The organism is Vibrio sp. JZG10, assembly GCF_054064075.1.
The window spans coordinates 167,594-188,948 of the sequence record NZ_JBSUGE010000001.1 but is presented as its reverse complement, the minus strand read 5'-3'; the positions used below and the strand labels follow the sequence as shown (position 1 = coordinate 188,948).

Below are 21,355 nucleotides of genomic sequence, written 5' to 3'. Positions count from 1 at the left end.
CACTGACATCAATGTTGAGCTTTTAATAGACTTCCAGCTTCACTGCTTTCTAACCGAAACTCTCAATGGTTTCGTTGATTAAAAATTATACGTTGGAAAGTCTAAAAACGCCTCAAAAACCGCTAAAATCGATGTGATCACGATCATGTTTTAAAGGGCAATTTATGTATGGAATTGAGTATCAGAGAGGAATGCTGAATTTGGTGAATGGTTGTAATTTTATGTTTCAGCTCGTCGATTAATTAACCGTAAACTCTGCGGTTTGCTTGCCTTCCTCACAGATTTATCACCGCAACAAAGCCATGCTGTTAACTGAGTGTTAACGTAATCGCTTGGGAGTGAATCATAAGGATGTATCAATGAGTTGGAAAACGATCAGCTTTCGTAAGCGAATGCTCATTATTATGACGCTGTCGGGGTTGATAGAACTTCTATTACTTGTCGCTGCAGGATTCACTTATCTCAAAATCAATCAAGAGCAAGAAATGGGAGAAAAAGCACTGGGTGTTGCCCGTTTTTTAGCAGACTCCGCCGTTGTTCGCGAAATGGTCACAACCCAAAATCCTCAGCCATACCAACTTCGTTTCCGAGAATTAACCGAAGCCATTGGTGCTGCATTCATCGTTATTGGCGACCATAAGGGAGTGCGCTTAATTCACCCCGTTGATGAGCGGTTGGGTAAACCAATGAGAGGTGGCGACAATCGTCGAGCGCTAGAGCAGGGATTGTCTTATGTTTCGACGGCACAGGGCTCGTTAGGTTATTCAGTTCGTGGTAAAGCTGCGATTTTTGACGAGCAAGGGAACATCATTGGTGTGGTTTCGGTTGGCTATTTGCTCGACCGGCTGCAAGACCGCATCGAGCCATTTTTGGCCTTTTTGATCTTCATGGTCATCGTAGTTGTTGTCGCTAATGCCATTGTATCCAATTATGCGTCGAGAAAGTTTCAGCGCGCCATTTTGGGGTTCGAGCCTGAAGAGATAGGGCGGTTGTACGGCGAATTAGAAGTGACGATGAGTACCATAAAAGAGGGCGTGTTAAGTATTGATGCCCAAGGGATACTTCGTTCGATCAATCGTAGCGCCTGTCAGATTCTCGGTATTGATAGAGAGTCAGCTCTTAATAAACCGTTGACTGAGACGTTACGCGATAGTGACTTATATACGGTGCTAGAAACCGGACAGGAAGAGCATGATATTGAGATATTCCTTAATCATAAACGTCTGATCGCAAACCGTTCGCCAATTTATGTGGATGGAAAAATAGTGGGGGCAGTATCGAGTTTCCGTTTAAGGGATGAAATCAATGACCTAACCGAGCAGTTATCACAAACCAAAGAATATGCAGATTTATTACGTTCGCAAACCCATGAGCATCGAAATAAGCTAAACACCATTAGCGGGTTAGTTCAGATGGGGGAGCTGGATGCCGTACAAAAGTTAATTGGGCAAGAAACCGCACACTATCAAGCGATGATCGAATTTTTAAGAGACACCGTTAAAGACCCGTTAATTGCAGGTATGTTGCTTGGAAAAACTGAACGTGCTCGCGAGTTAGGCTTACAGCTGGTGGTTGAAGAAGGCAGCCGTTTGGAACCTCTGCCTGAGTGGCTAAATTCGGAAGACCTTGTCACCATTCTGGGCAACTTAATTGATAACGCTTTTGATGCAACGTTAACCTCGATTCGTGATGAATCGAATGTCGCATCGGAGCGCAGAAATATCGATGTGTCAGTGAGCGATTACGGAAATGAAGTGATACTTGAGGTGATAGATCAAGGCTGTGGTTTACCAAGCGATATAGAGCCGCAGGCGCTATTTAAAAAAGGGGTGTCGACGAAATCTCGTCAAAATCGGGGGGTAGGATTGCATCTTGTCAACCAGTTGGCTACTCGATATCACGGCCATGTTGAGATGATGCCCAACACAAATTATGGAACAAGAATAACGGTGTATTTACCCAAGGAAGAACAATTATGAGTATGGCGACTCGCGTAATGATCATTGAAGATGATCTGGCTATTGCTGAGCTGCACCACAAATACTTAAGCCAATTGGCAGGTTTGGAAGTGGTCGGCATTGCGACCACGAGAATGGAAGCGGAAATGCAACTCGATATTCTTAAGCCAGACCTTTTGTTGATGGATGTATACCTTCCTGATGGAACAGGGCTTGAGATACTCAATACATTACGTGCGAACAACCAAACTTGTGATGTCATTTTGATTACCGCGGCAAGGGATGTCGATACGCTACAACAGGCAATGAGAGGTGGCGTTGTCGATTACCTGTTAAAACCAGTGATGTTTCCACGCTTAGATGCCGCACTGAAAAAGTATGTGTCCCAACGCCAACAACTAGACATCGCAGAGAGTTTGGATCAGAACCTCGTTGATAAAATGCTGCAGTCTCACGCCAATCAAGACAACTTGCCGAACCGATTACCGAAAGGGATTGATGGTGTAACCTTAGATAAGATCAGAGAGTTGTTCCCAAATGGTAGTGTGCTTACCGCTGATGAGGCAGGCGAAAAGATCGGTGCTAGCCGAACAACGGCAAGGCGCTATTTGGAGTATCTGATCAGCACTGGTGAACTAGAGGCTGATTTAAACTATGGGTCGGTAGGTAGGCCTGAAAGGTGCTATAAAAAAGTGACGCGGTAGCGTTTATATTGATGCTCTATGCAAAATAAAAAGCGATGGCTTATTGTAGAAACCATCGCTTTACAAATTATTGCAAGAGACTAGAAGTTGTATTCTAACTTCGCTTCAATAGAGCGCTCAGCGCCAAACCAACAGTTATTTTTGTCGTAACAAGAATAGTATTCTTTATCGAATAGATTGCTTGCAGAAAGGGTGACGCTAGCCCCTTTCATTGATTCAGATACTGTTGAGAAATCGTAACTTGCTGCCAAATCAAACAAGGTGTAGTCAGGCACTTTTTCGCTGTTTTGAGCATCAATTTGTGCTTCTCCGACATAGCGAACGCCAGCACTGGTACGAAGGCCTGAAAGATTTCCTTCAAAGAAGTAATTGGCCCATAAAGAGGCCGTTTGCTCAGGTACCCAAACTGGCGTTTTACCTTCTTGGTTGTAATAACTGTCCTCGGTAATCTCCATATCGGTATACGTGTAGCCTAGAGTGAAATCAGCTTGTGTTGTGGCTTGCCACTTTGCCTCTAGTTCAACACCCTGTGATACCACTTCGCCCGCTTGATAGTTCGGTGCATAAGGATTATTCGGGTCGGTCAAGATCGCGTTTTTCTTCGTAATATGGAAGAACGCTAAATTACCCGAAATATCGCCAGACAATGGCGCGTACTTAAAACCGAGTTCCCACTGATGCCCGGTTGATGGTTCAAACGCTTTGCCTGTGGCATCTGCACCCGCAATCGGCTCAAAACTCTCGGAGTAAGTAAGGTATGGGGATAGGCCGAAGTCGAGTTCATACAAACCGCCGACTCGGAAAGATACGTTGGTGTCGTCTAACTCTTCCTTGCTGTTGGATACTGTTCCTAGATAATCGCTAACGGCGTCTGTATTTGAATCGTATTTATCCCAACGAAGACCTGCAATCATTACAAGTTGGTCGTAACGAACTTGATCTTGCAAATAAACGCCAATTTGCTTCGTTTTGATATCTAAGTTTTGTTTGTATTGAAAATTCAGTGCATTACGATCAATGCTGTTGTGGTCAGGATTAAAAATGTCCTGAGTTAGCGAATACCCAAGCGTGTCTTTGTATTTTACATCTGAATCTAGATACTGATAATCAAGCCCGAACAATAAGTTATGTTCAAAATTTCCTGTTTTAACGTAGCCCGATAGTTGGTTGTCAATCACAAAGGATTTGGACTTTTCATCGGTTAAATAGGCATTTCGACCAACGGTACGGTTATCCGCTTCAAGTGCACCGTTATATGTGTTTTCCTGATAGGCATCGGCGGTCATGTAGCGGGCATTCTGTAGAAATTGCCAATTGTTGTTAAAGTCGTGTTGGACTTTGTAACCCATCATCAGAACTTCGCGTTCGTAAGTGTTCCAGTCCTCATCCCCCAAATAAGTGCTTGGCGACATCGAACCAAGTGGGTTGTCAATCACTGAGCCAGACGCTGGCACGGTAGTGTAGATACCTGCTGATGGATCATTTTGATAGTAAACATTCACGTTGACTAAGGTGCTTTCTGTCGCTTGCCAATTGAAAGATGGAGTGAGGACATAACGTTCGTCTTCAGACGTATCGGCTTGACCATCTCGCTGTTTTGCGAGGCCGATAATACGGTAATCAACATTAGAATCACCAATTTGTCCTGTGGTGTCGAACGTCAGTTCTTTTAGGCTGTTAGTCCCAGTACTAATCGAGACAGAGTGCGAAGGTGTTGACTGAGGCGCCTTGGCGATAATATTGACCATGCCTCCTGGTGGAATATTGCCGTAAAGAACAGACGTTGGCCCTTTAAAAACCTCGATTTGTTCAAGGGCAACGGAATCGACCTGAGGTTGAAGGTTCCAGCCGTTGTACAGCAAAGGAAGACCATCATAAAAGTTGGTGTAGTTGATAAAACCACGAATATTGAATAGGTCAAGTCGAGAAACGGCACCGCCACGCAGCTCTGTATTTACGCCAGGCGCGTAACGCAATGCTTCGCTCACCGAGTTTACGCCGCGCAGGTCCATGTCATCTTTAGTGATTACCGTGATCGCTTGCGGCGTTTCTTCCGGTTCTAAAACGGTTTTAGTTGCGGTGTTTCGGTATGTTTCGCCAAGTACTGTGATAGTTTCGTGCTGAGAAGTGCTCTCAGTGGCACTGGCGTGACCAGCAATAAGCGCGGATACCACGACTGCAACCGCAGAACGATGAAATCGATTCGGACTTTCCATATTTATTAATTCCACTACTTTTATTGATAATGATTGTTGTTTGCATTCTATAGCGAAAAAAATAGGAAAAGTTAACAATTTGGTGCAAAGCCAGAACCTAAGTGCTTAGGCTTCTATCTAATGGACATGGCTTCGTTCGGTTTGACAGGTATCCAGTAATGCATTTGGGCATTCTCGCTCTCAACATCATAGTCTTCTGGATAAACTTCTAACTCGTAGCCATCAATGCCGTGATAATTGGAATAGGGGAGCCAGTGCAAAATGAACCACTCAAGCGTCGCCGCTAGATTTGATGCTTTACCTATGTGCGTAATCACTGCGTAGGTTTGCTTAGGAACAACCAGAATATCTGGTTCTTGCGTAGAGCCTTTGGATATTGAAGTTCTTGACGCTGAGTTGTACTCATAACCGGCCCAATACTCGAGTTGCTGGTTGCTTGAATACGCTTTTGTTACGTCAATCACACCAAGATATTTTCTTTCCAGGTGAGTATGGTTTTCAGATGAGTAGAGCTGTGACCACAGCGAGGGCACCTTGGATTGGAAGTTGGGCATTGCGGAAAACAATCCATAAATAGGTTCATGATAACCAGCAAGCACAAAAGCAGGTTTTGTTTCTATTCGAACTTCGATAAAGCACTTATGTCTATTTTCGTCTTCTGGTGTATCGCGCAACGTTAAAGGTTGCCTCAAGCCCGTTAGTTGCTGAGCTTTACGATAATCTCGAGGGCTCTTTGAAAACATATTTTTGAACGCTCGACTGAATGCATGTTCAGAAGCAAACCCCATTTCTATCGCAATATCTAACGAGCGATCTGATGTATGGATTAAGCGTTCAGCCGCAAGGCTTAGTTTAAGCTCTCTAATATAGTGAGCGACGGATACGCCAGTGTGTTGCTGGAAAACGCGTTGCAGTTGCCAACGTGACCAGCAGCTTGCTTTCGAGATTTCATCCACACTAAGTGCGATATCTAGATTGTTGTGAATGTAATCAAGCACAGAGTGTATTCGGTTTATCGGGTGCAGATTCTTTGTGCTTGGTTTCATGACATTCTACTTTCGCATTAATAGTATTCTCATTATCTTTAATTGAGTATCATTATCAATAGGGTGGGAGGATAAAATTCAGGCCACATAGATCACAATAAAATTGTAATGGATTGCAAGGGTGGATAAGGATTGTCCATATTAGAGTTTTTGCTTAATTTTTGTCTTACGTGAGTGCAACTTTTTTTATCCATAAAATACAAATATTTATGATGTTTTGTGCAACTTATTTAAACGTTTGCACTGGCAAGTGTTGATGTAAATCAAATAGTCGTAGACAATACTGCACCGTGTCGGACTCTCCTCCAGCGAGTACAGTGTGTACTTTTGAGACATAAGTGACCTAAATGACCTTAATACGTCGTGTTTCCAACAGATTTGGGAGTGCTACTTCTTGAGGTTCTTTGGGCCTATAGACTTTACCTATCAACGTAATAGGTAAGACCAATTTTCTATTTTGAGGTGCCATTGATAGGGTTGGCTCATCCTTTAGCCGTATCCGGGCACACAATAAGTACCTCGTTTTTAAGGGAAAGATGATGGTAATACCAGAAAACAGCAGCATCGTTATTTTTGGTGCTTCAGGTGACCTTACATACCGTAAGCTCATTCCTGCTTTATACCACCTCTATGCGAACAAGCAGCTTCCAGAAAATTTTGCCATTCTGGGTGTAAGTCGCACTGAATACAGTGATGAGTCTTACCGCGCGAAGCTGAAAAAATCGCTTCAGGAAATGGAAAAGACTGAGCCAGAAACGCTTGATGCATTTATTAACCATCTGCACTACCAAGCTATCAATACTTCTGACACACAAGATTACAGTAAGCTATCTTCTCGTTTAGACCAACTTGCTGACGAATATCGTTTCGATCAGCGCAATACGCTTTTCTACTTAGCAACCCCACCAAGTTTATACAGTGTGATTCCTGCAAGTCTTGCAGCACACGGCCTAAACAAAGAAGAAGATGGTTGGAAACGCCTGATTATTGAGAAACCATTCGGTTATGACCTTGAATCAGCGCGTATTTTGGATAAAGAAATTCACGAGCACTTCCAAGAGCATCAAATCTACCGAATTGACCATTACTTAGGTAAAGAGACGGTACAAAACCTTCTTGTACTTCGTTTCTCAAACGCGATGTTTGAGCCGCTTTGGAACCGTAACTTCATTGATTATGTTGAAATCACGGGCGCAGAATTCCTCGGCGTAGAGGAGCGTGGTGGTTACTACGACAACTCGGGTGCCGTGCGCGATATGTTCCAAAACCACCTGCTACAAGTATTGGCGATGGTGGGTATGGAGCCACCAGCACAGATCAATGCAGATTCGATGCGTGATGAAGTCGTTAAAGTACTCCAGTGTCTAAAACCTTTGGACGAAAACGCTCTGCGTAACGATCTAGTATTAGGTCAATACACCGCTTCTGAAGTTCGTGGACAAAGTCTACGTGGCTACCGTGAAGAGCCGGGGGTTGCAGACGACTCACGTACCGAAACTTACATCGGTTTGAAAGCATACATTAACAATTGGCGTTGGAATGGCGTGCCATTCTACGTGCGTACTGGTAAGCGTCTTCCAACACGCGTGACTGAAGTGGTTATCCACTTTAAACAAACACCGCACCCAGTGTTTGGTCAAAACGCACCAGAAAACAAGCTGATCATTCGCATTCAGCCAGACGAAGGCATTCAAATGAGCTTTGGCTTGAAAGAGCCAGGCGCAGGTTTTGAAGCGAAAGAAGTGAAAATGAACTTCCATTACGCTGACCTACAAGAAACGCAAATGCTAACTGCGTATGAGCGTCTTCTACTTGATGCTTTGAATGGTGATGCTACGCTATTTGCACGTAGTGATGCGGTGGAAGCGTGTTGGCAGTACGTACAGCCAATTTTAGATTTTAAACAAGATCCACAATCCCTCTTCGGGTACGCATGCGGCACATGGGGTCCTAAAGAGTCAGACGACCTGCTACAGCGTGATGGTCGCGCTTGGCGCTTCCCATGTAAAAACTTAACAGATACGGATTACTGTGAACTATGATCAACCATAAGATCTACCAAACAGCAGAGCAGGTAGTTGAAAGCCTAGCTAACGACATGAAAGCGTTCAGCGAAATGGGCCGACCTGTTCACATCTCTCTTTCTGGCGGCAGCACTCCTAAAATGCTGTTCAAACTGTTGGCTTCAGAGGCTTACGCAACCTCTATTCAGTGGCAAAATCTCCACTTTTGGTGGGGTGACGAACGTTGTGTCGCACCTGACGATGCGGAAAGCAACTACGGAGAAGCGAACGCGCTACTGTTTAGCCAAGTAAACATTCCAACAGAAAACATCCACCGTATACGCGGTGAAGATGACCCTAAAGTGGAAGCGGAACGCTTTGCGAAAGAGATGTCAGAGGTGATTCCGACTGAAAACGGAACCCCTGTGTTTGACTGGATCTTATTAGGTGTTGGTGCAGATGGTCACACAGCTTCTCTGTTCCCTGGCCAAACGAATTATGATGATGCGAACCTATCTCTTGTGGCGTCTCATCCTGAGTCGGGCCAGCTTCGTGTGTCAAAAACGGCACGCGTTTTAGAAGCAGCAAAACGCATCAGTTACTTAGTGCTTGGTGCAGGAAAAGCGGACATCGTTGAAGAGATCAACAGTTCACCTGCACACGCACTGCCATACCCAGCGGCTAAGATTCAAGCGAAATCTGGTCTGACGGAATGGTATTTAGATTTGGACGCAGCAGCAAAAATTGCTTAAACGCTGCTCGTCAATGAAACAAAATTGGAGAGAAACAATGAAAGGTGATATCGGTGTAATTGGCCTAGCGGTAATGGGTCAAAACCTTATCCTAAACATGAACGATCACGGCTTCAAAGTGGTCGCTCACAACCGTACTGCTGCTAAAGTAGACGAGTTCCTGGAAGGTCCAGCAAAAGGCACGAACATCATCGGTGCATACTCTCTAGAAGAACTAGTAGAGAAGCTAGAAACGCCACGTAAAGTGATGCTAATGGTTCGCGCGGGTGACGTGGTAGACAAGTTCATCGACGCTCTAGTCCCTCTACTAGACAAAGGCGACATCATCATCGACGGTGGTAACACGAACTACCCAGATACAAACCGTCGCGTTGCTGCACTACGTGAAAAAGGTATCCACTTCATCGGTACTGGCGTATCTGGTGGTGAAGAAGGTGCACGTTTTGGCCCATCTATCATGCCTGGCGGCGCTCCAGAAGCTTGGGAAGCGGTTAAGCCTATCTTCCAAGGTATTTCTGCGAAAACTGATGCAGGCGAGCCTTGTTGTGATTGGGTTGGTAACGACGGTGCGGGCCACTTCGTTAAGATGGTTCACAACGGCATCGAATACGGCGACATGCAGCTGATCACAGAAGCTTACCAGTTCATGAAAGACGGTCTTGGTATGTCTGCAGACGAGATGCAAGCGGTATTCGCTGAGTGGAACAACACTGAGCTAAACAGCTACCTTGTTGAAATTACGGCTGACATCCTTGGCTACAAAGATGAAGACGGTGAGCCTCTAGTTGAGAAAATCCTAGACACTGCTGGCCAAAAAGGTACAGGTAAATGGACGGGTATCAACGCTCTAGACCTAGGTATTCCTCTAACGCTAATCTCTGAGTCTGTATTCTCTCGCTGTCTATCTGCATTGAAAGATCAACGTGTTGAAGCTGAGAAACTGTTCGGTAAGACAATCACACCAGTTGAAGGTGATAAGCAAGAGTGGGTTGACGCACTACGTCAAGCGCTTCTAGCGTCTAAGATCATCTCTTACGCTCAAGGCTTTATGCTAATGCGCGAAGCATCAAACGAGAATGGCTGGGACCTAAACTACGGTAACGTTGCTCTTATGTGGCGTGGTGGTTGTATCATCCGCAGCGCGTTCCTAGGCAACATCCGTGATGCATACGAAGCGAATCCAGAACTAGCATTCCTAGGCTCTGATGATTACTTCAAAGGTATCCTACAAAACAGCCTAGTAGCATGGCGTAAAGTGGCGGCTAAGTCTCTAGAAGCAGGCATCCCAATGCCATGTACGACTTCTGCACTAACGTTCTTAGACGGTTACACAACAGCTCGTCTACCTGCGAACCTACTGCAAGCTCAACGTGACTACTTCGGTGCTCACACTTACGAGCGTATCGACCGTGAGCGTGGTGAATTCTTCCACACTAACTGGACTGGTACAGGCGGTGACACAGCGTCTACAACTTACGACGTGTAATCCGCAGTCAGTAAACGGATAAAAGCAAAAGGGTGCCCAATTGGCATCCTTTTTTGTGTCTGGCTTTATGAAACTCAAAGAGCGCCTAGGCGCTCTTTTCTGTGGTCGTTTTCTTGTTTTGATAAAACCTGTCTTTGAGGTAGAGAATTGCGCTGACCACAAGAGCCACTACAGAAACAGTAAATAGGGCATACATGCTAAGAATCCATGCGAATGTAGCCGTCAAAAACGCAATGAAGGAAAACATTCTGCTGAAAGACATCACATGGCCAAGTTTGTTACTTTTCATAAACGCCTCCCAAAGCTGAGTGGGGATAGACAAGTGTGGTCATATACCACGCTTTGATTGTCTGTTCTTTTTTGGCGTTTCACACAAAAAAGTGGCTAAAGATTTCTCAAAAAAGGTGAAATATTGAACTGGTAGACAAATCCATAAACGGATTTACAAATATATGAATGCATTTGTCTATCACTTCAAAGTTTTTGCTGTGCAGATTAAGGCCTTTTAACGCTATTATTGCAGCCTTCGAGTTTACTAGGCGTAATTTCAAGTCAATAATTCCGGGAAGCTCATCCTCATTATCAGTCACGATGAAAATCACTTTTCTTTGCTTAACAATACTTTATTGAATATGTGTGATTGCATCAGGTTTGAGAATGAAACTCAGATTGCACAAAAGGTGAAAAAGAGTGCTAGGTAAGCCTTTGAACTACGCCTATAATTAGCGCCCACATGGAGGATGTTTAATAAATGAACATCCTCTATTTTTTGAAACCAGCAACAAGGAGCCAGTAAAACGTGTTTTTCTGGTGTTGTTTACGTTGACCAAGAAGGTGATTAACACAACAAATTGAGGTTCTAAGATGACTCTTAACAAGTACTTTGTTTTCATTCCGGCAGAATTGGATCAGGAAATACACAAGGACAACCAAGTGATCTCTGAGAAGGAAACTCAACGTCAGGCATTAGTAAAACAGGCGCAACAACAAGGCGGCCTGTAAGCTAGGTTTCAAATAGAAAGAGCACCGCAAAGGTGCTCTTTTTGTATCTGAGATTATGGATTAACCCAATATGCCGAGGTTTTTCAGCTTTCTATAAATCGTATTTCGACTGACGCCAAGCATACGAGATGTTTTGCTGATGTTCCCCTGATTGGCTTGATATGTTTTGAGCAGTTTGTCTTCGACGGTTGCACGCAGCTCTAACGTGGGTTCGGTGGCGGTTGTTACGTCTTGAGCCTGGCTGAGTTTCTTACTCAAGTGAGTCGGTACGTGAGCGAGCTCCAACGTTTCTTCACCTTGCGCCATTAATGCGGATACTTTGATTAAACTATCGAGTTCACGCAAGTTTCCTGGCCAAGAGTAAGAAAGCAGCAGAGAAAGTAGGTGAGGGCAAAGTTGTTGTTCAGACTCAACATGACGTCGATGGATATTTGCGATCAGTTGTTGCTTATCATCTCGTTCTTCAAAGCGAGGCAATTCGATGATCAAACCATTGAGGCGATAGTATAAATCTTGACGGAACAATCCTTCGCTAACCAAGTTCTCGAGATCTTTGTGCGTGGCCGCGATGATTTGCGTATCGACTTGAACACTTTGGTTTGAACCAACGGGAAGCACGGTTTTATCTTGCAATACATGCAGCAAGCGGCTTTGAGCTTCCAAGGGCAAATCTGCGATTTCATCCAGAAACAAAATCCCCTTGTGCGCTTGGCGAATTTTTCCCTGATAGCCTTTGCTGTTTGCGCCAGTAAATGCACCAGCCACGTAGCCAAACAATTCGGACTCAACCAAATCTTTCGGTAGTGCGCCACAGTTGACGGAAACCAACGGCCCCGTTTTTCTCTGGCTGTTTTTATGTAGCGCTTTCACAAACTCATTTTTACCAACCCCAGTTTCTCCGAGAATCAGTAAGCTGATGCCTTTATCGATAACGCGATTGGCTTGTTGCCAGCAATGTTCGACAGTAGAATCGCCGTAATGCAGATCATTGGAAGCGGTAACGGAACGAGACTTCACTTTTTTGTCGGTCAACGGCTTTGTTTTGAACACGAAAGGATGGTCGGCACTTTGGATAGAAAGAATGTCGTCGAGCGATTGCCCGATGACGTTTTGTTGCGCGAGGAGCTGAGAAGCAACTTGGTTGTGCGCGAGAATCTGTCCATCTTCATTAGCGATGATAATGCCTTGCCATCCACTGTTTAGTAAGCCTTTTTCGCACGCCAAATCCACACGAATATGCCCTTGTGGAATCAAGTTAAGCAATTGATTTTCAACCTGCTGAACCATGTTTTGTACCAGCACTTGCGTTGAGAAATCATGTTTCTTTTGTTCGCTGGTGATATCTAGCACACCAATCAAATGACCAAGATGATCGAAAATAGGATTGGCCGAGCAGCTAATAAAACGATGATGTTGGATGAAGTGTTGATCGCCGATGACTGAGACTGGTTTTGCTTCAACTATCGCAGTCCCAATCGCATTGGTGCCTTTGACCTTTTCTTGCCAGCACGCACCAGAGCTTAGCGCAATTTCGGTCAACTTCTCGCGGAACTTAGGTTGTCCCCAACTGCCGATGATGACGCCGTCGGCATCCGTCAGAATTAAGCGGCTGTCACTATGAGCAAAAAGCTGATTAAACAGCGGGAGAGCAAACTGGGTGACGGTTTCCAATAAGAAGTTGAGTTGTTGACGCCTATCTTGAAGCGTCGCTGGTGTCACTCGAATATCTTCAGGGCGTCGACGCTGTTTTAAACCCGCCTGTTCACTTCGGATCCATGAAGTTGAAAGCCAATTGTTATCGCTAATGTGTTGAAGTTCCATGACTGTACCATTTTGTCACAGTGAGGGTGTGCCATTTTGGAACACTTGAACATTGGTATTCACACCATACATCCGCTCAAACATCGCTCACTTGGTTTGTTATCGCTTGGTAATCATAGTTTTACATTTAATTAACAACAAGTGTGGTGTAGTTGGCGTGTGACTTGCGTAATGCTCTTTGTGAACAGTGCGATACGACACTGCAATAACACATTGAACGAGAAACAAAAGGAAGAGTTATGATCTATGCACAGCCAGGTAGTGAAAATGCCATCGTTAATTTCAAATCGCATTACGATAACTTTATCGGTGGGGAATGGGTAAAACCAACGGGCGGTGAGTACTTTGACAATATCTCACCAATCAACGGACAAGCGTATTGTAAAGTTGCTCGTTCTGGCGAGGCGGATATCAACTTAGCATTGGATGCGGCACACAACATCAGAACTAAATGGGCAAAAACCAGTGTGACTGAACGCTCGAACATCTTGCTGAAAATTGCTGATCGTATTGAGCAGCATTTAGAAGAGTTGGCAGTTGCCGAAACTTGGGAAAACGGCAAACCAGTTCGCGAAACCTTAGCTGCAGACTTACCGCTGGTCGTGGATCATTTCCGTTACTTTGCTGGCTGTATTCGCGCACAAGAAGGCAGTGCGGCGGAGCTGGATGAGCACACCGCAAGCTACCACTTCCCGGAGCCGATTGGCGTTGTTGGTCAAATTATTCCATGGAACTTCCCAATGTTGATGGCGGCTTGGAAGCTGGCACCGGCACTTGCGGCAGGTTGTTGTGTGGTATTGAAGCCAGCAGAACAAACGCCAACGTCGATTCTGGTTCTTATGGAAAAGATCGGTGATCTACTGCCACCGGGCGTTATTAACGTTGTTAATGGTTTTGGTTCAGAAGCGGGCCAAGCGCTCGCAACCAGCAACCGCATTGCGAAGTTAGCGTTTACCGGTTCAACACAAGTTGGCAATCACATTCTAAAATGTGCGGCGGACAACTTGATCCCTTCGACTGTTGAGTTGGGTGGTAAATCTCCAAACATCTACTTCTCAGATATTTTTGACTATGAAGATGAGTATCTCGACAAGTGTATTGAAGGTACGTTACTTGGTTTCTTCAACCAAGGCGAAGTTTGTACCTGTCCATCTCGCGTGCTGGTTCATGAAGCGATTTACGATAAGTTCGTAGAGAAATTGACGGAACGTGCGCAGTTAATCAAGCAAGGTAACCCGCTCGATACCGATACTCAAGTTGGTGCTCAGGCTTCTCAAGAACAGTTTGATAAGATTTTAAGTTACCTCGAAATCGGCCGTGAAGAAGGCGCAAAAGTGGTCTTTGGTGGTGGCGTATCTGAACAGCCAGAGTCAATCAATCAGGGTTACTACATTCAGCCAACGATGTTGGAAGGCCACAATAAGATGCGTATTTTCCAAGAAGAAATCTTTGGCCCAGTGATTGCTATCACTAAGTTCAAAGATGAAGCGGAAGCACTGGAAATTGCGAACGACACGGAATATGGCTTAGGCGCAGGTGTTTGGACACGTGATGCGAATGTCGCATATCGTATGGGCCGTAATATCGAAGCTGGTCGAATCTGGATTAACTGCTACCACGCTTACCCTGCACACGCTGCGTTCGGTGGCTATAAAAAGTCAGGTATTGGACGTGAAACACATAAGATGATGCTGGATCACTACCAAAATACGAAAAACCTATTGATTAGCTACAGTGTTGATCCACTAGGCTTCTTCTAAATGAAGTAGTTAACAAAGAAAAAGCAGTACTAACCAAAACCCCGAGCCTTCGGGGTTTTTTATTGCATGGGCTTGCGGGTGGGAGGGTGTATATACGTGAAATTTATATTTTGAACCCATCTATATTGCGTGCTCAGGAACGTTGAATTACGGTCACTTTTCGTTCAAGTAGTTTTTCGACCGAGGTGTTTTGCTTTTCAAGACTAAACTGCTGATCAAAATCCAAGACGCGATTACAAGACTCAAGACTCGCAAACTGGTTTAAACATTCGCTAAGTTCTCTTTTAGAGCTCATTCGAGCCAAACTGCTTTCTGATGAAGAGAGTAGGGTCACTTTGCGGCCATGAAACGTTCCTTGTGGCAGAGCATCACTTTGCTGTGCTTGCTTTACTTCATGAACCGGTAAGTTAGTGTATTTAGATTGGATGTCGTTGGACATAGAGACACCTAAACTCTTAAGTCTAAAGTTTGTGACATCGGAGCTACCTCAGCAGTGGCGACATGAGCAGACAATAACGACTCCCACGACTCACTTTGCGTCAACAATTCCGCCAAAGCTGTTGCAAAATACTCATAATCCAGTCGCTTAATGTTAATGAGTCGGTTTAAACAGAGTACATGTCGATGATTATCTAAACTAAAGAATAATTGATGCTCAGGCCAGTGATAATTAAAGGCTAGGAAAGAACGATAGAGATCGGAATTAACGATTTGAAGACCAACAATCTCAGCTTCGAGCTGGAGGGTTGTCGATTCAGGATGAAAGATGATATGCACTCTTAGATTATCATCAAACGCTAAGCTTACTTCATTTTCCGTTAGATGCAGTGCAGGCAAGCCTATTTGATGAGCAAACTTTAGCAAAATCTCATCGATAGTTTGGCGTGCTGACATAGGAATAGTCCCTTTTGAAATTTTATCAAGGAAAATATTAGATGTATCTCTTCGTGTTTATCAATATTGGTCGGTTGTTATTATATTTTGGTTTTTAATTTCGGTGAGCTAAATAGAACAGCGATAACAAATGTGCTCTGATGCATATTGTGGTGCTTCTTAGATATTTAAATATCTTTGTTCTCTAATATACCCGCCTAATTGAAAGTGTATTAAGGTGCAGTCACGATGAGTTAAATTAAATCTAATGTTAAATATGTGTTGTTGAAGAATGCGATTTATTGTCCACTTGTAGTATAAATATAAGTTGATCTTTTATATTTTTACATAAAGAATTGTGTGAAATTAAAATGAACTAAGTCTATAAAATAAGTTTATGGTGTCATAATGAACAATTCTATGTGGGCTGGTTTTGTCGGACTATTCCTACTAAGTGGGTGTAGTCAATCTGTGCCGATTGTAAGGGAAGGTAGCTTTGACACAAAGAGTCAGGCGACACTCTATGGTTGGGTTTCTGTCGATGGATACTTTCCACCTTCGATTACGTCTCTTGATGTGGAGATATGCAAAGTGATTGAAAATCAGTGTCTTAGGTCTGCATCACAGCACTACCAAGGCGTTCAATTACCCGTACAGTATTCATTTTTAATTGCACCGATTCAAGCTGGTGACGGAAACATGAAGATAATTGGAAAGCTATACTCGAATGGGGAACTTGTAGCGGAAAAAGAAAAGAACTATTTATTTTCAGTGGAGGGAAAGCAGGAAAATTTGATGCTCGTGCCAAAAAAATAACCAGATGAAAAGTAATCGGTTACATTTAATTAGACCTTACTAAATTATTAAAAATAAAGATTTGCACTTTCCTGTTGTGAAAGTTTTGTTGTTTTTTACAAACATTAATCACATGGTTTAAGTCATCGGGTCAGTTGTTTTTTAGACTTATACTTGTTGCAAAAATAGCATTCTTTATGATTATATCTCGCTCCTTGAACACGTTGGCTTGGCGTTTTAGGCTATAAAACATACAATTTTAAGATTTTGGAAATTTCAGTTTGTTCGATAAACGATACCATAATCTATTTAATTTTATTCTAATGTATAACAAAAATCCTAAACTTTAATAACGAAAGGATATTTAAGTTTTGGCTAATAATAAACGCTATCTGATAAAAATAATAAAGACGGACAGCAGAGTTTACTAAGATAAACTTTTACCTTTAGGTAAGGGTAATGCTTAGGATATTCGCTAATTATTCGGGGGGTATGGTAAGTGATATGAACTTCTATGCTCTTTTCTTTGCTTCTTTAATTGATATAGCAGTACTTAGAAATAACAACAATCAAAGTATTGCTTTGAAAGTTTCTCAACACTCGTACTGAGAAACTCAAAATAATGAAGGGTAGAAAATGGATGTGTCAGGCCAACTAAACACAGAAAAGGTCGGCTCGAGCTCGCGAAAAATTCGTAGTTTTTCCCGCTATGAAAAATCTGACGAAGTATTTCACTCAGACCAATCTCACATTGTTGTCGTTCACAATGGTCAGCTTCGAGTTCAAACAGGTGATTGCACAATCGATGTTGCGGCAGAAAACGGGGTGTTTCTATCCCAAGGGGATTACTTATTCGAGTACTCGCCCTTAGACGGGGCATACAAAGCGTCGATTATAACCTACGACAACGAACTCGTTAGTCAGCTATTACAGAAGCACAGTGATCTTTTGATGATGCTGCCCAAGGTAGATAAAGTTTGTTCTGGCTTGTTTACTTTTGGTTTGAACATACTCGTAGAGCAAGTGCTTTCCAGCATGCAGACGCTTGAGCAACAGGCGTATCCAGATGCGATCATGTGCCTAAAATATGAAGAGTTACTCATTCTTTTGCTGCACGGCAAAGGGGGCGAATCACTCTATGCGTTGCTGTCACAACAAACTAACCGAACATCGGAACGGTTACGTCGATTTATGGAACAACACTATCTCAAAGAGTGGAAGTTGACTGACTATGCGCAAGAGTTTGGTGCTAGCTTAACGACTTTTAAAGAGCTATTTAATGAGCACTATGGCATTTCTCCAAGAGCTTGGATCAGTGAGCGCCGATTGTTGCACGCTCATAAACTCCTGTTGACGAGCAAGATGAGCATCGTGGATGTGGCGATGGAGGCCGGGTTTTCTAGTCAGTCTTACTTTACGCAGAGTTACCGCCGTCGTTTTGGAACGACGCCAAGCCGTGTACGCTCGGGAGACGATCAAGTAGCTATCGCGAAATGAAATGACTTGAGACTAAAATTTTCTGACTAATTTTGAAAGTCACTCATCAGCGTAAATTCTATTATGCGTCATGTAACAACGAACGATTAAAAATTATTACACCTCTTTCTTTCTGGAGCGTTCGAGAGGGGTGCGGAGACGAACATAAATGAAAAAGCAGCATTGGCGACGCCGTTCGCTTTTTCCAGACAGCATTGTGACACAACGGAAAGTGACTGTTTTGCAGAGAGGGGCTCGATATGAAAGTGCTTCTAGAACAACGCAGGATTTCAATGTTGTGCACGTCAATCACCGACAATTGTTGAGTGAAGGCGTCATTAATTATGAACAGTTATCTTTACTTCAGCGCTTGTTGGATAGAAGCGTCGTCGATAGCCTGTGCGCAAGCCAGTTGGTGAAAACGTATCAAAAGCTCGGTGCGTCGCTTGACCGATTCGCCATGCGTTTATTTTTGGAAATTGGGTCGCAGCTCAGTGATAGCCGCACACTCGTGACTTTTGAACAAAGACTGGAATACATCAACGCGCGTCTTGGTTTTCGCTTCAATTTAGCGGTGCCAAAAACGTTGATGCTTTGTTTTCATTTATCGCTAAACGAGTGGATTAACCGTCAAGTTGACCAAAGCGCTTTGCATGCCTCCATTAAAGTGGAACAGCTTATCAATCAGCTCGATATTCAAAAGGAATATTGGTCGAAACTATCTGGAGAGGACACCAGTGCGGTGTTTGTACAACAGCAACTCGATTTAATTGAGCGCCAACAACACCAGTTGAAAGATCAACTCGGGACGTTGAGCGAACAACAGATGCAAGTGATTGAATGTCATCGTTCGTTAATTGAGAAGTGGCAACCGTCCCTAGACGAGCTTAAAGGGTTCGCAGAGTACACTTCTACGACTGCTCAGTTTATCTCTGAGTGGAAAAAGTGGTGTTCGGAAGTTCGACTTGAAGCTCCTGAGCTGAACGAAGTCTGGGATGCATGCGATGTGGTTTACAACGACCAAAATGCGGTTGCGAAAGTATGGCAGTGGTTCAAGAGCATGCAAATTGTTGGCGACATCGATCACTACTATTTTGACACTCAAAGCGGCCAGTGTGGCCAGGCTTGCAATCACCTCAGCCAGATTTAAATAGGGCGTTAAATGTTAGATAAGATGATGAAATCTTTAGCGGAAACGCTAAAGGTAGGGGATTTTATTGCCTCAGAAAATGGCTCTTACAACATCGAGGTTGATCAGTTGTCACTGACCATCAAACAACACGCATCATGGTTTTTATGGGAAGCGGCTTTACCTTTCCAGTTTAAAGAGCATCTAGATTATCAACAAGAACAAGCGTTGCAACGTTGCATGCAGCTCTCATTAAAAACAATCCGTGAAGATGGCTGCGTACTAACAGCGAATGATGATCAGCAGCTGATTTTACAAAGCAAAGTGAGGATCGAGGACTGTTCGATTGAGCTGTTCTCTTCTTTGCTTTCCAAGCACGTTAATCTATGTGAGCGTTATATGGCATTATTGGAGCAAGAGCGCGTGAACCACACGATTAATCATAATGTGTGGTTGCCATGATGCGAAAAGTCTTTCCGAACATCAGACGTGCTGCCACAAAGATACTGTTGTGTGCTGTGAGCTTTGCTCCGTTGGGATTCGCACAAGCAACAGACTTACACTGGCCCGAACAACCATTCCGATACTATGCAGATAACGACTCATTAAAAGAGTTGTTGAATAACTTTGGCGCAAACTATCGCGTTTCGGTTTCGGTGAGTGACAAAGTTAATGATCGAGTGAGTGGACGTTTTACTCCTGATGATCCGGCTGAGTTCCTCGACTACTTATCGCAAGTCTATAACTTGATGTGGTATTTCGATGGTGCCGTCTTACATGTCTATAAGGCGACAGAAACGCGCTCACGTTTACTCCAATTAGAATTATTGACCGCCAGAGAGCTACGAAGCACGTTAATTTCCACTGGAGTGTGGGATTCGCGCTATGGGTGGAGAGCCGCTGAAAGTAAAGGGTTGGTTTATCTTGCAGGTCCTCCACGTTATGTCGACTTAGTTGTACAAACGGCCGAAGCATTAGAAACGCGCCTGCTGCAGAAATCGAATTCAACCGACGAGTTATTCGTTGAAATAATTCCTTTGAAGTACGCTTCTGCAACGGATAGAGAAATTGCATATCGAGATCAGACCATTACGGTTCCGGGTATCGCGTCGGTTTTAAAGCGAGTCGTGTCTGGTGTTCAAACTCAAGTGGCGAGTGCGTCGAACAAAGAAGTTACCAGTTCAGATAAGCCTGTAAAAAGCAATAAAACCGCCTCAGTTCATGGCGGAGCAACGGTTGAAGCAGAGCCGGGCCTTAATGCGATTATTGTTCGTGATACTCAAGCGCGATTACCGCTCTATCGCAAACTGGTCGCTCAATTGGACCAACCGCAATCAAGAATTGAAGTTGCATTATCGATTGTCGACATCAGTGCCAACGATTTAAGTCAGTTAGGCGTGGATTGGCGAGCGGGAGTGTCTGTCGGAAATAATCGAATTGTTGATATCAAAACAACAGGGGATGTGAGTTCGGGTGATGTGACTCTCGGCAGCGGACAAAATTTTAAGTCTTTGCTTGATTCAACCAATCTGAATTACCTGTTGGCTCAAATCCGATTATTGGAATCTCAAGGCAGTGCTCAAGTGGTTTCAAGACCAACACTGCTAACCCAAGAAAATGTCGAAGCGGTACTGAACAACAGCAGCACGTTTTACGTCAAGCTGGTTGGTAAAGAGACCGCAGCACTGGAAGAGGTCACGTATGGCACGTTACTGAGAATTGTCCCGCGTATCGTTGGTGACAGGTTTGCTGCCCGACCAGAAATCAATCTGAGCCTTCATCTCGAAGACGGGGCAAAGATTACCGATGGTGGTGTCGACGACCTTCCTTCCGTTCGTAAAACTGAAATCAGTACTTTGGCGACGGTGAAGCAAGGACAGAGCTTGCTCATCGGTGGTGTTTATCGAGATGAAGTGAGTCATCAGTTACGTAAAGTACCACTGTTGGGAGACATCCCATATTTAGGTGCGTTGTTTAGAAGTAATACCAACACTAAACGCCGCACGGTGCGCATGTTTATTCTAGAACCGCGAATCGTTGTGGATGGTATTGGCGATAGTGTGTTGATTGGTAATGAGTACGATCTGCGACCAAGCATTGGCAAGCTCAACAACATTTCCAACAACAGTGCTGAATTTAAATCGGTCGTCGAAGTGTATAGCTGCACATCAAAGACTCAAGCAGAGCGCTATCAGCAAGACTTATTGTCACAGCAACAGTCGTCTCAATTGACGCAGTGCCAATTGCCGACAGGGCAAAAGGGTTGGCGTGTAAAAGTATTGGAATGCGATGACTCACAAAGTGAGTGTGTGCGTCCATCAGAGGAGCCTTAAC

18 protein-coding genes are annotated in these 21,355 nt (G+C 44.0%); 12 read left to right on the top strand and 6 right to left on the bottom strand.

Going from position 1 to position 21,355, the window contains the following annotated elements:
• Positions 1-359: 359 nt before the first annotated feature.
• Together ACWYVB_RS00875 and ACWYVB_RS00870 are read left to right on the top strand one after the other, a co-directional pair.
• Positions 360-1,979 carry an ATP-binding protein gene (locus ACWYVB_RS00875; protein ID WP_457527583.1) on the top strand — a complete coding sequence of 540 codons (1,620 nt, stop codon included), beginning with the start codon at positions 360-362 and terminating at the stop codon, positions 1,977-1,979.
• A complete protein-coding gene (locus tag ACWYVB_RS00870; RefSeq protein ID WP_005397363.1) occupies positions 1,976-2,662 on the top strand; it encodes a response regulator in 687 nt (228 codons plus the stop codon). The genes ACWYVB_RS00875 and ACWYVB_RS00870 overlap by 4 nt, the downstream gene beginning before the upstream one ends.
• A gap of 80 nt (positions 2,663-2,742) precedes the next feature.
• Here ACWYVB_RS00870 and ACWYVB_RS00865 read toward each other — a convergent pair whose 3' ends face one another.
• Both ACWYVB_RS00865 and ACWYVB_RS00860 read right to left on the bottom strand, forming a co-directional pair.
• Positions 2,743-4,878 (bottom strand): TonB-dependent siderophore receptor, encoded by a 2,136-nt coding sequence (locus tag ACWYVB_RS00865; RefSeq protein WP_457527581.1) that lies wholly within the window; start codon positions 4,876-4,878, stop codon positions 2,743-2,745.
• Positions 4,879-4,991: 113 nt separating this feature from the next.
• Positions 4,992-5,924 carry a helix-turn-helix domain-containing protein gene (locus ACWYVB_RS00860; RefSeq protein ID WP_457527580.1) on the bottom strand — a complete coding sequence of 311 codons (933 nt, stop codon included), beginning with the start codon at positions 5,922-5,924 and terminating at the stop codon, positions 4,992-4,994.
• A 539-nt stretch (positions 5,925-6,463) separates the two neighbouring features.
• Here ACWYVB_RS00860 and zwf point away from each other — a divergent pair.
• From zwf to gnd, 3 genes are read left to right on the top strand one after another with little or no spacing between them, the layout of a single operon-like run.
• Positions 6,464-7,966 carry a glucose-6-phosphate dehydrogenase gene (gene zwf, locus ACWYVB_RS00855; RefSeq protein ID WP_005397367.1) on the top strand — a complete coding sequence of 501 codons (1,503 nt, stop codon included), beginning with the start codon at positions 6,464-6,466 and terminating at the stop codon, positions 7,964-7,966.
• Complete coding sequence (gene pgl / locus ACWYVB_RS00850; RefSeq protein WP_005397368.1) at positions 7,963-8,679, top strand: 6-phosphogluconolactonase; 717 nt, start codon at positions 7,963-7,965, stop codon at positions 8,677-8,679. The genes zwf and pgl overlap by 4 nt, the downstream gene beginning before the upstream one ends.
• 37 nt (positions 8,680-8,716) lie before the next feature.
• The gene (gene gnd / locus ACWYVB_RS00845; protein WP_005397369.1) at positions 8,717-10,165 is read left to right on the top strand and encodes a decarboxylating NADP(+)-dependent phosphogluconate dehydrogenase; all 1,449 of its coding nucleotides are present in this window, start codon (positions 8,717-8,719) and stop codon (positions 10,163-10,165) included.
• A gap of 85 nt (positions 10,166-10,250) precedes the next feature.
• Here the strand turns inward: gnd and ACWYVB_RS00840 are convergent, their stop codons facing one another.
• Positions 10,251-10,454: a hypothetical protein gene (locus ACWYVB_RS00840; protein WP_005464314.1), complete on the bottom strand. Its 204-nt coding sequence runs from the start codon at positions 10,452-10,454 to the stop codon at positions 10,251-10,253.
• 575 nt (positions 10,455-11,029) lie between these two features.
• Here ACWYVB_RS00840 and ACWYVB_RS00835 point away from each other — a divergent pair.
• Positions 11,030-11,167 (top strand): hypothetical protein, encoded by a 138-nt coding sequence (locus ACWYVB_RS00835; RefSeq protein WP_005464410.1) that lies wholly within the window; start codon positions 11,030-11,032, stop codon positions 11,165-11,167.
• A gap of 60 nt (positions 11,168-11,227) precedes the next feature.
• Here the strand turns inward: ACWYVB_RS00835 and ACWYVB_RS00830 are convergent, their stop codons facing one another.
• Complete coding sequence (locus tag ACWYVB_RS00830) at positions 11,228-12,988, bottom strand: sigma-54-dependent Fis family transcriptional regulator (RefSeq protein WP_457527576.1); 1,761 nt, start codon at positions 12,986-12,988, stop codon at positions 11,228-11,230.
• A gap of 239 nt (positions 12,989-13,227) precedes the next feature.
• Between ACWYVB_RS00830 and exaC the strand changes: the two genes are divergently transcribed.
• Positions 13,228-14,748, top strand: a complete 1,521-nt coding sequence (gene exaC, locus ACWYVB_RS00825) for an acetaldehyde dehydrogenase ExaC (protein WP_005397377.1) — start codon at positions 13,228-13,230, stop codon at positions 14,746-14,748.
• Positions 14,749-14,881: 133 nt separating this feature from the next.
• On the opposite strand, the gene exsE2 is transcribed toward exaC, so the two are convergent.
• Entirely contained in the window at positions 14,882-15,187 is a 306-nt protein-coding gene (exsE2, locus tag ACWYVB_RS00820; protein ID WP_457527574.1) for a T3SS regulon translocated regulator ExsE2, read from the bottom strand.
• An 8-nt stretch (positions 15,188-15,195) separates the two neighbouring features.
• Complete coding sequence (exsC, locus tag ACWYVB_RS00815; protein ID WP_457527572.1) at positions 15,196-15,642, bottom strand: type III secretion system regulatory chaperone ExsC; 447 nt, start codon at positions 15,640-15,642, stop codon at positions 15,196-15,198.
• A gap of 387 nt (positions 15,643-16,029) precedes the next feature.
• On the opposite strand from exsC, the gene ACWYVB_RS00810 reads away from it, so the two are divergent.
• The 5 genes from ACWYVB_RS00810 to sctC all read left to right on the top strand — a co-directional run bounded on the left by ACWYVB_RS00810 (position 16,030) and on the right by sctC (position 21,354).
• Entirely contained in the window at positions 16,030-16,437 is a 408-nt protein-coding gene (locus tag ACWYVB_RS00810; protein ID WP_145531990.1) for a YscW family type III secretion system pilotin, read from the top strand.
• Positions 16,438-17,052: 615 nt separating this feature from the next.
• The gene (locus ACWYVB_RS00805) at positions 17,053-17,913 is read left to right on the top strand and encodes a helix-turn-helix transcriptional regulator (protein ID WP_006741517.1); all 861 of its coding nucleotides are present in this window, start codon (positions 17,053-17,055) and stop codon (positions 17,911-17,913) included.
• 148 nt (positions 17,914-18,061) lie between these two features.
• Positions 18,062-19,042 carry a T3SS regulon anti-activator ExsD domain-containing protein gene (locus tag ACWYVB_RS00800; RefSeq protein WP_256951197.1) on the top strand — a complete coding sequence of 327 codons (981 nt, stop codon included), beginning with the start codon at positions 18,062-18,064 and terminating at the stop codon, positions 19,040-19,042.
• 12 nt (positions 19,043-19,054) lie between these two features.
• The gene (locus ACWYVB_RS00795) at positions 19,055-19,483 is read left to right on the top strand and encodes a YscB family type III secretion system chaperone (protein ID WP_074191269.1); all 429 of its coding nucleotides are present in this window, start codon (positions 19,055-19,057) and stop codon (positions 19,481-19,483) included.
• A complete protein-coding gene (sctC, locus tag ACWYVB_RS00790) occupies positions 19,480-21,354 on the top strand; it encodes a type III secretion system outer membrane ring subunit SctC (RefSeq protein WP_282451017.1) in 1,875 nt (624 codons plus the stop codon). The genes ACWYVB_RS00795 and sctC overlap by 4 nt, the downstream gene beginning before the upstream one ends.
• Position 21,355 lies beyond the last annotated feature (1 nt).

Bases quoted from the DNA above. Each gene is read 5' to 3' on its own strand.
- ACWYVB_RS00795 (WP_074191269.1), top strand. From the start codon at position 19,055: ATGTTAGATAAGATGATGAAATCTTTAGCGGAAACGCTAAAGGTAGGG.
- ACWYVB_RS00865 (WP_457527581.1), bottom strand. From the start codon at position 4,878: ATGGAAAGTCCGAATCGATTTCATCGTTCTGCGGTTGCAGTCGTGGTA.
- sctC (WP_282451017.1), top strand. From the start codon at position 19,480: ATGATGCGAAAAGTCTTTCCGAACATCAGACGTGCTGCCACAAAGATA.
- pgl (WP_005397368.1), top strand. From the start codon at position 7,963: ATGATCAACCATAAGATCTACCAAACAGCAGAGCAGGTAGTTGAAAGC.
- ACWYVB_RS00870 (WP_005397363.1), top strand. From the start codon at position 1,976: ATGAGTATGGCGACTCGCGTAATGATCATTGAAGATGATCTGGCTATT.
- ACWYVB_RS00830 (WP_457527576.1), bottom strand. From the start codon at position 12,988: ATGGAACTTCAACACATTAGCGATAACAATTGGCTTTCAACTTCATGG.
- exaC (WP_005397377.1), top strand. From the start codon at position 13,228: ATGATCTATGCACAGCCAGGTAGTGAAAATGCCATCGTTAATTTCAAA.
- ACWYVB_RS00800 (WP_256951197.1), top strand. From the start codon at position 18,062: ATGAAAAAGCAGCATTGGCGACGCCGTTCGCTTTTTCCAGACAGCATT.
- exsC (WP_457527572.1), bottom strand. From the start codon at position 15,642: ATGTCAGCACGCCAAACTATCGATGAGATTTTGCTAAAGTTTGCTCAT.
- gnd (WP_005397369.1), top strand. From the start codon at position 8,717: ATGAAAGGTGATATCGGTGTAATTGGCCTAGCGGTAATGGGTCAAAAC.
- ACWYVB_RS00875 (WP_457527583.1), top strand. From the start codon at position 360: ATGAGTTGGAAAACGATCAGCTTTCGTAAGCGAATGCTCATTATTATG.
- ACWYVB_RS00840 (WP_005464314.1), bottom strand. From the start codon at position 10,454: ATGAAAAGTAACAAACTTGGCCATGTGATGTCTTTCAGCAGAATGTTT.
- ACWYVB_RS00805 (WP_006741517.1), top strand. From the start codon at position 17,053: ATGGATGTGTCAGGCCAACTAAACACAGAAAAGGTCGGCTCGAGCTCG.
- ACWYVB_RS00835 (WP_005464410.1), top strand. From the start codon at position 11,030: ATGACTCTTAACAAGTACTTTGTTTTCATTCCGGCAGAATTGGATCAG.
- exsE2 (WP_457527574.1), bottom strand. From the start codon at position 15,187: ATGTCCAACGACATCCAATCTAAATACACTAACTTACCGGTTCATGAA.
- ACWYVB_RS00810 (WP_145531990.1), top strand. From the start codon at position 16,030: ATGAACAATTCTATGTGGGCTGGTTTTGTCGGACTATTCCTACTAAGT.
- ACWYVB_RS00860 (WP_457527580.1), bottom strand. From the start codon at position 5,924: ATGAAACCAAGCACAAAGAATCTGCACCCGATAAACCGAATACACTCT.
- zwf (WP_005397367.1), top strand. From the start codon at position 6,464: ATGGTAATACCAGAAAACAGCAGCATCGTTATTTTTGGTGCTTCAGGT.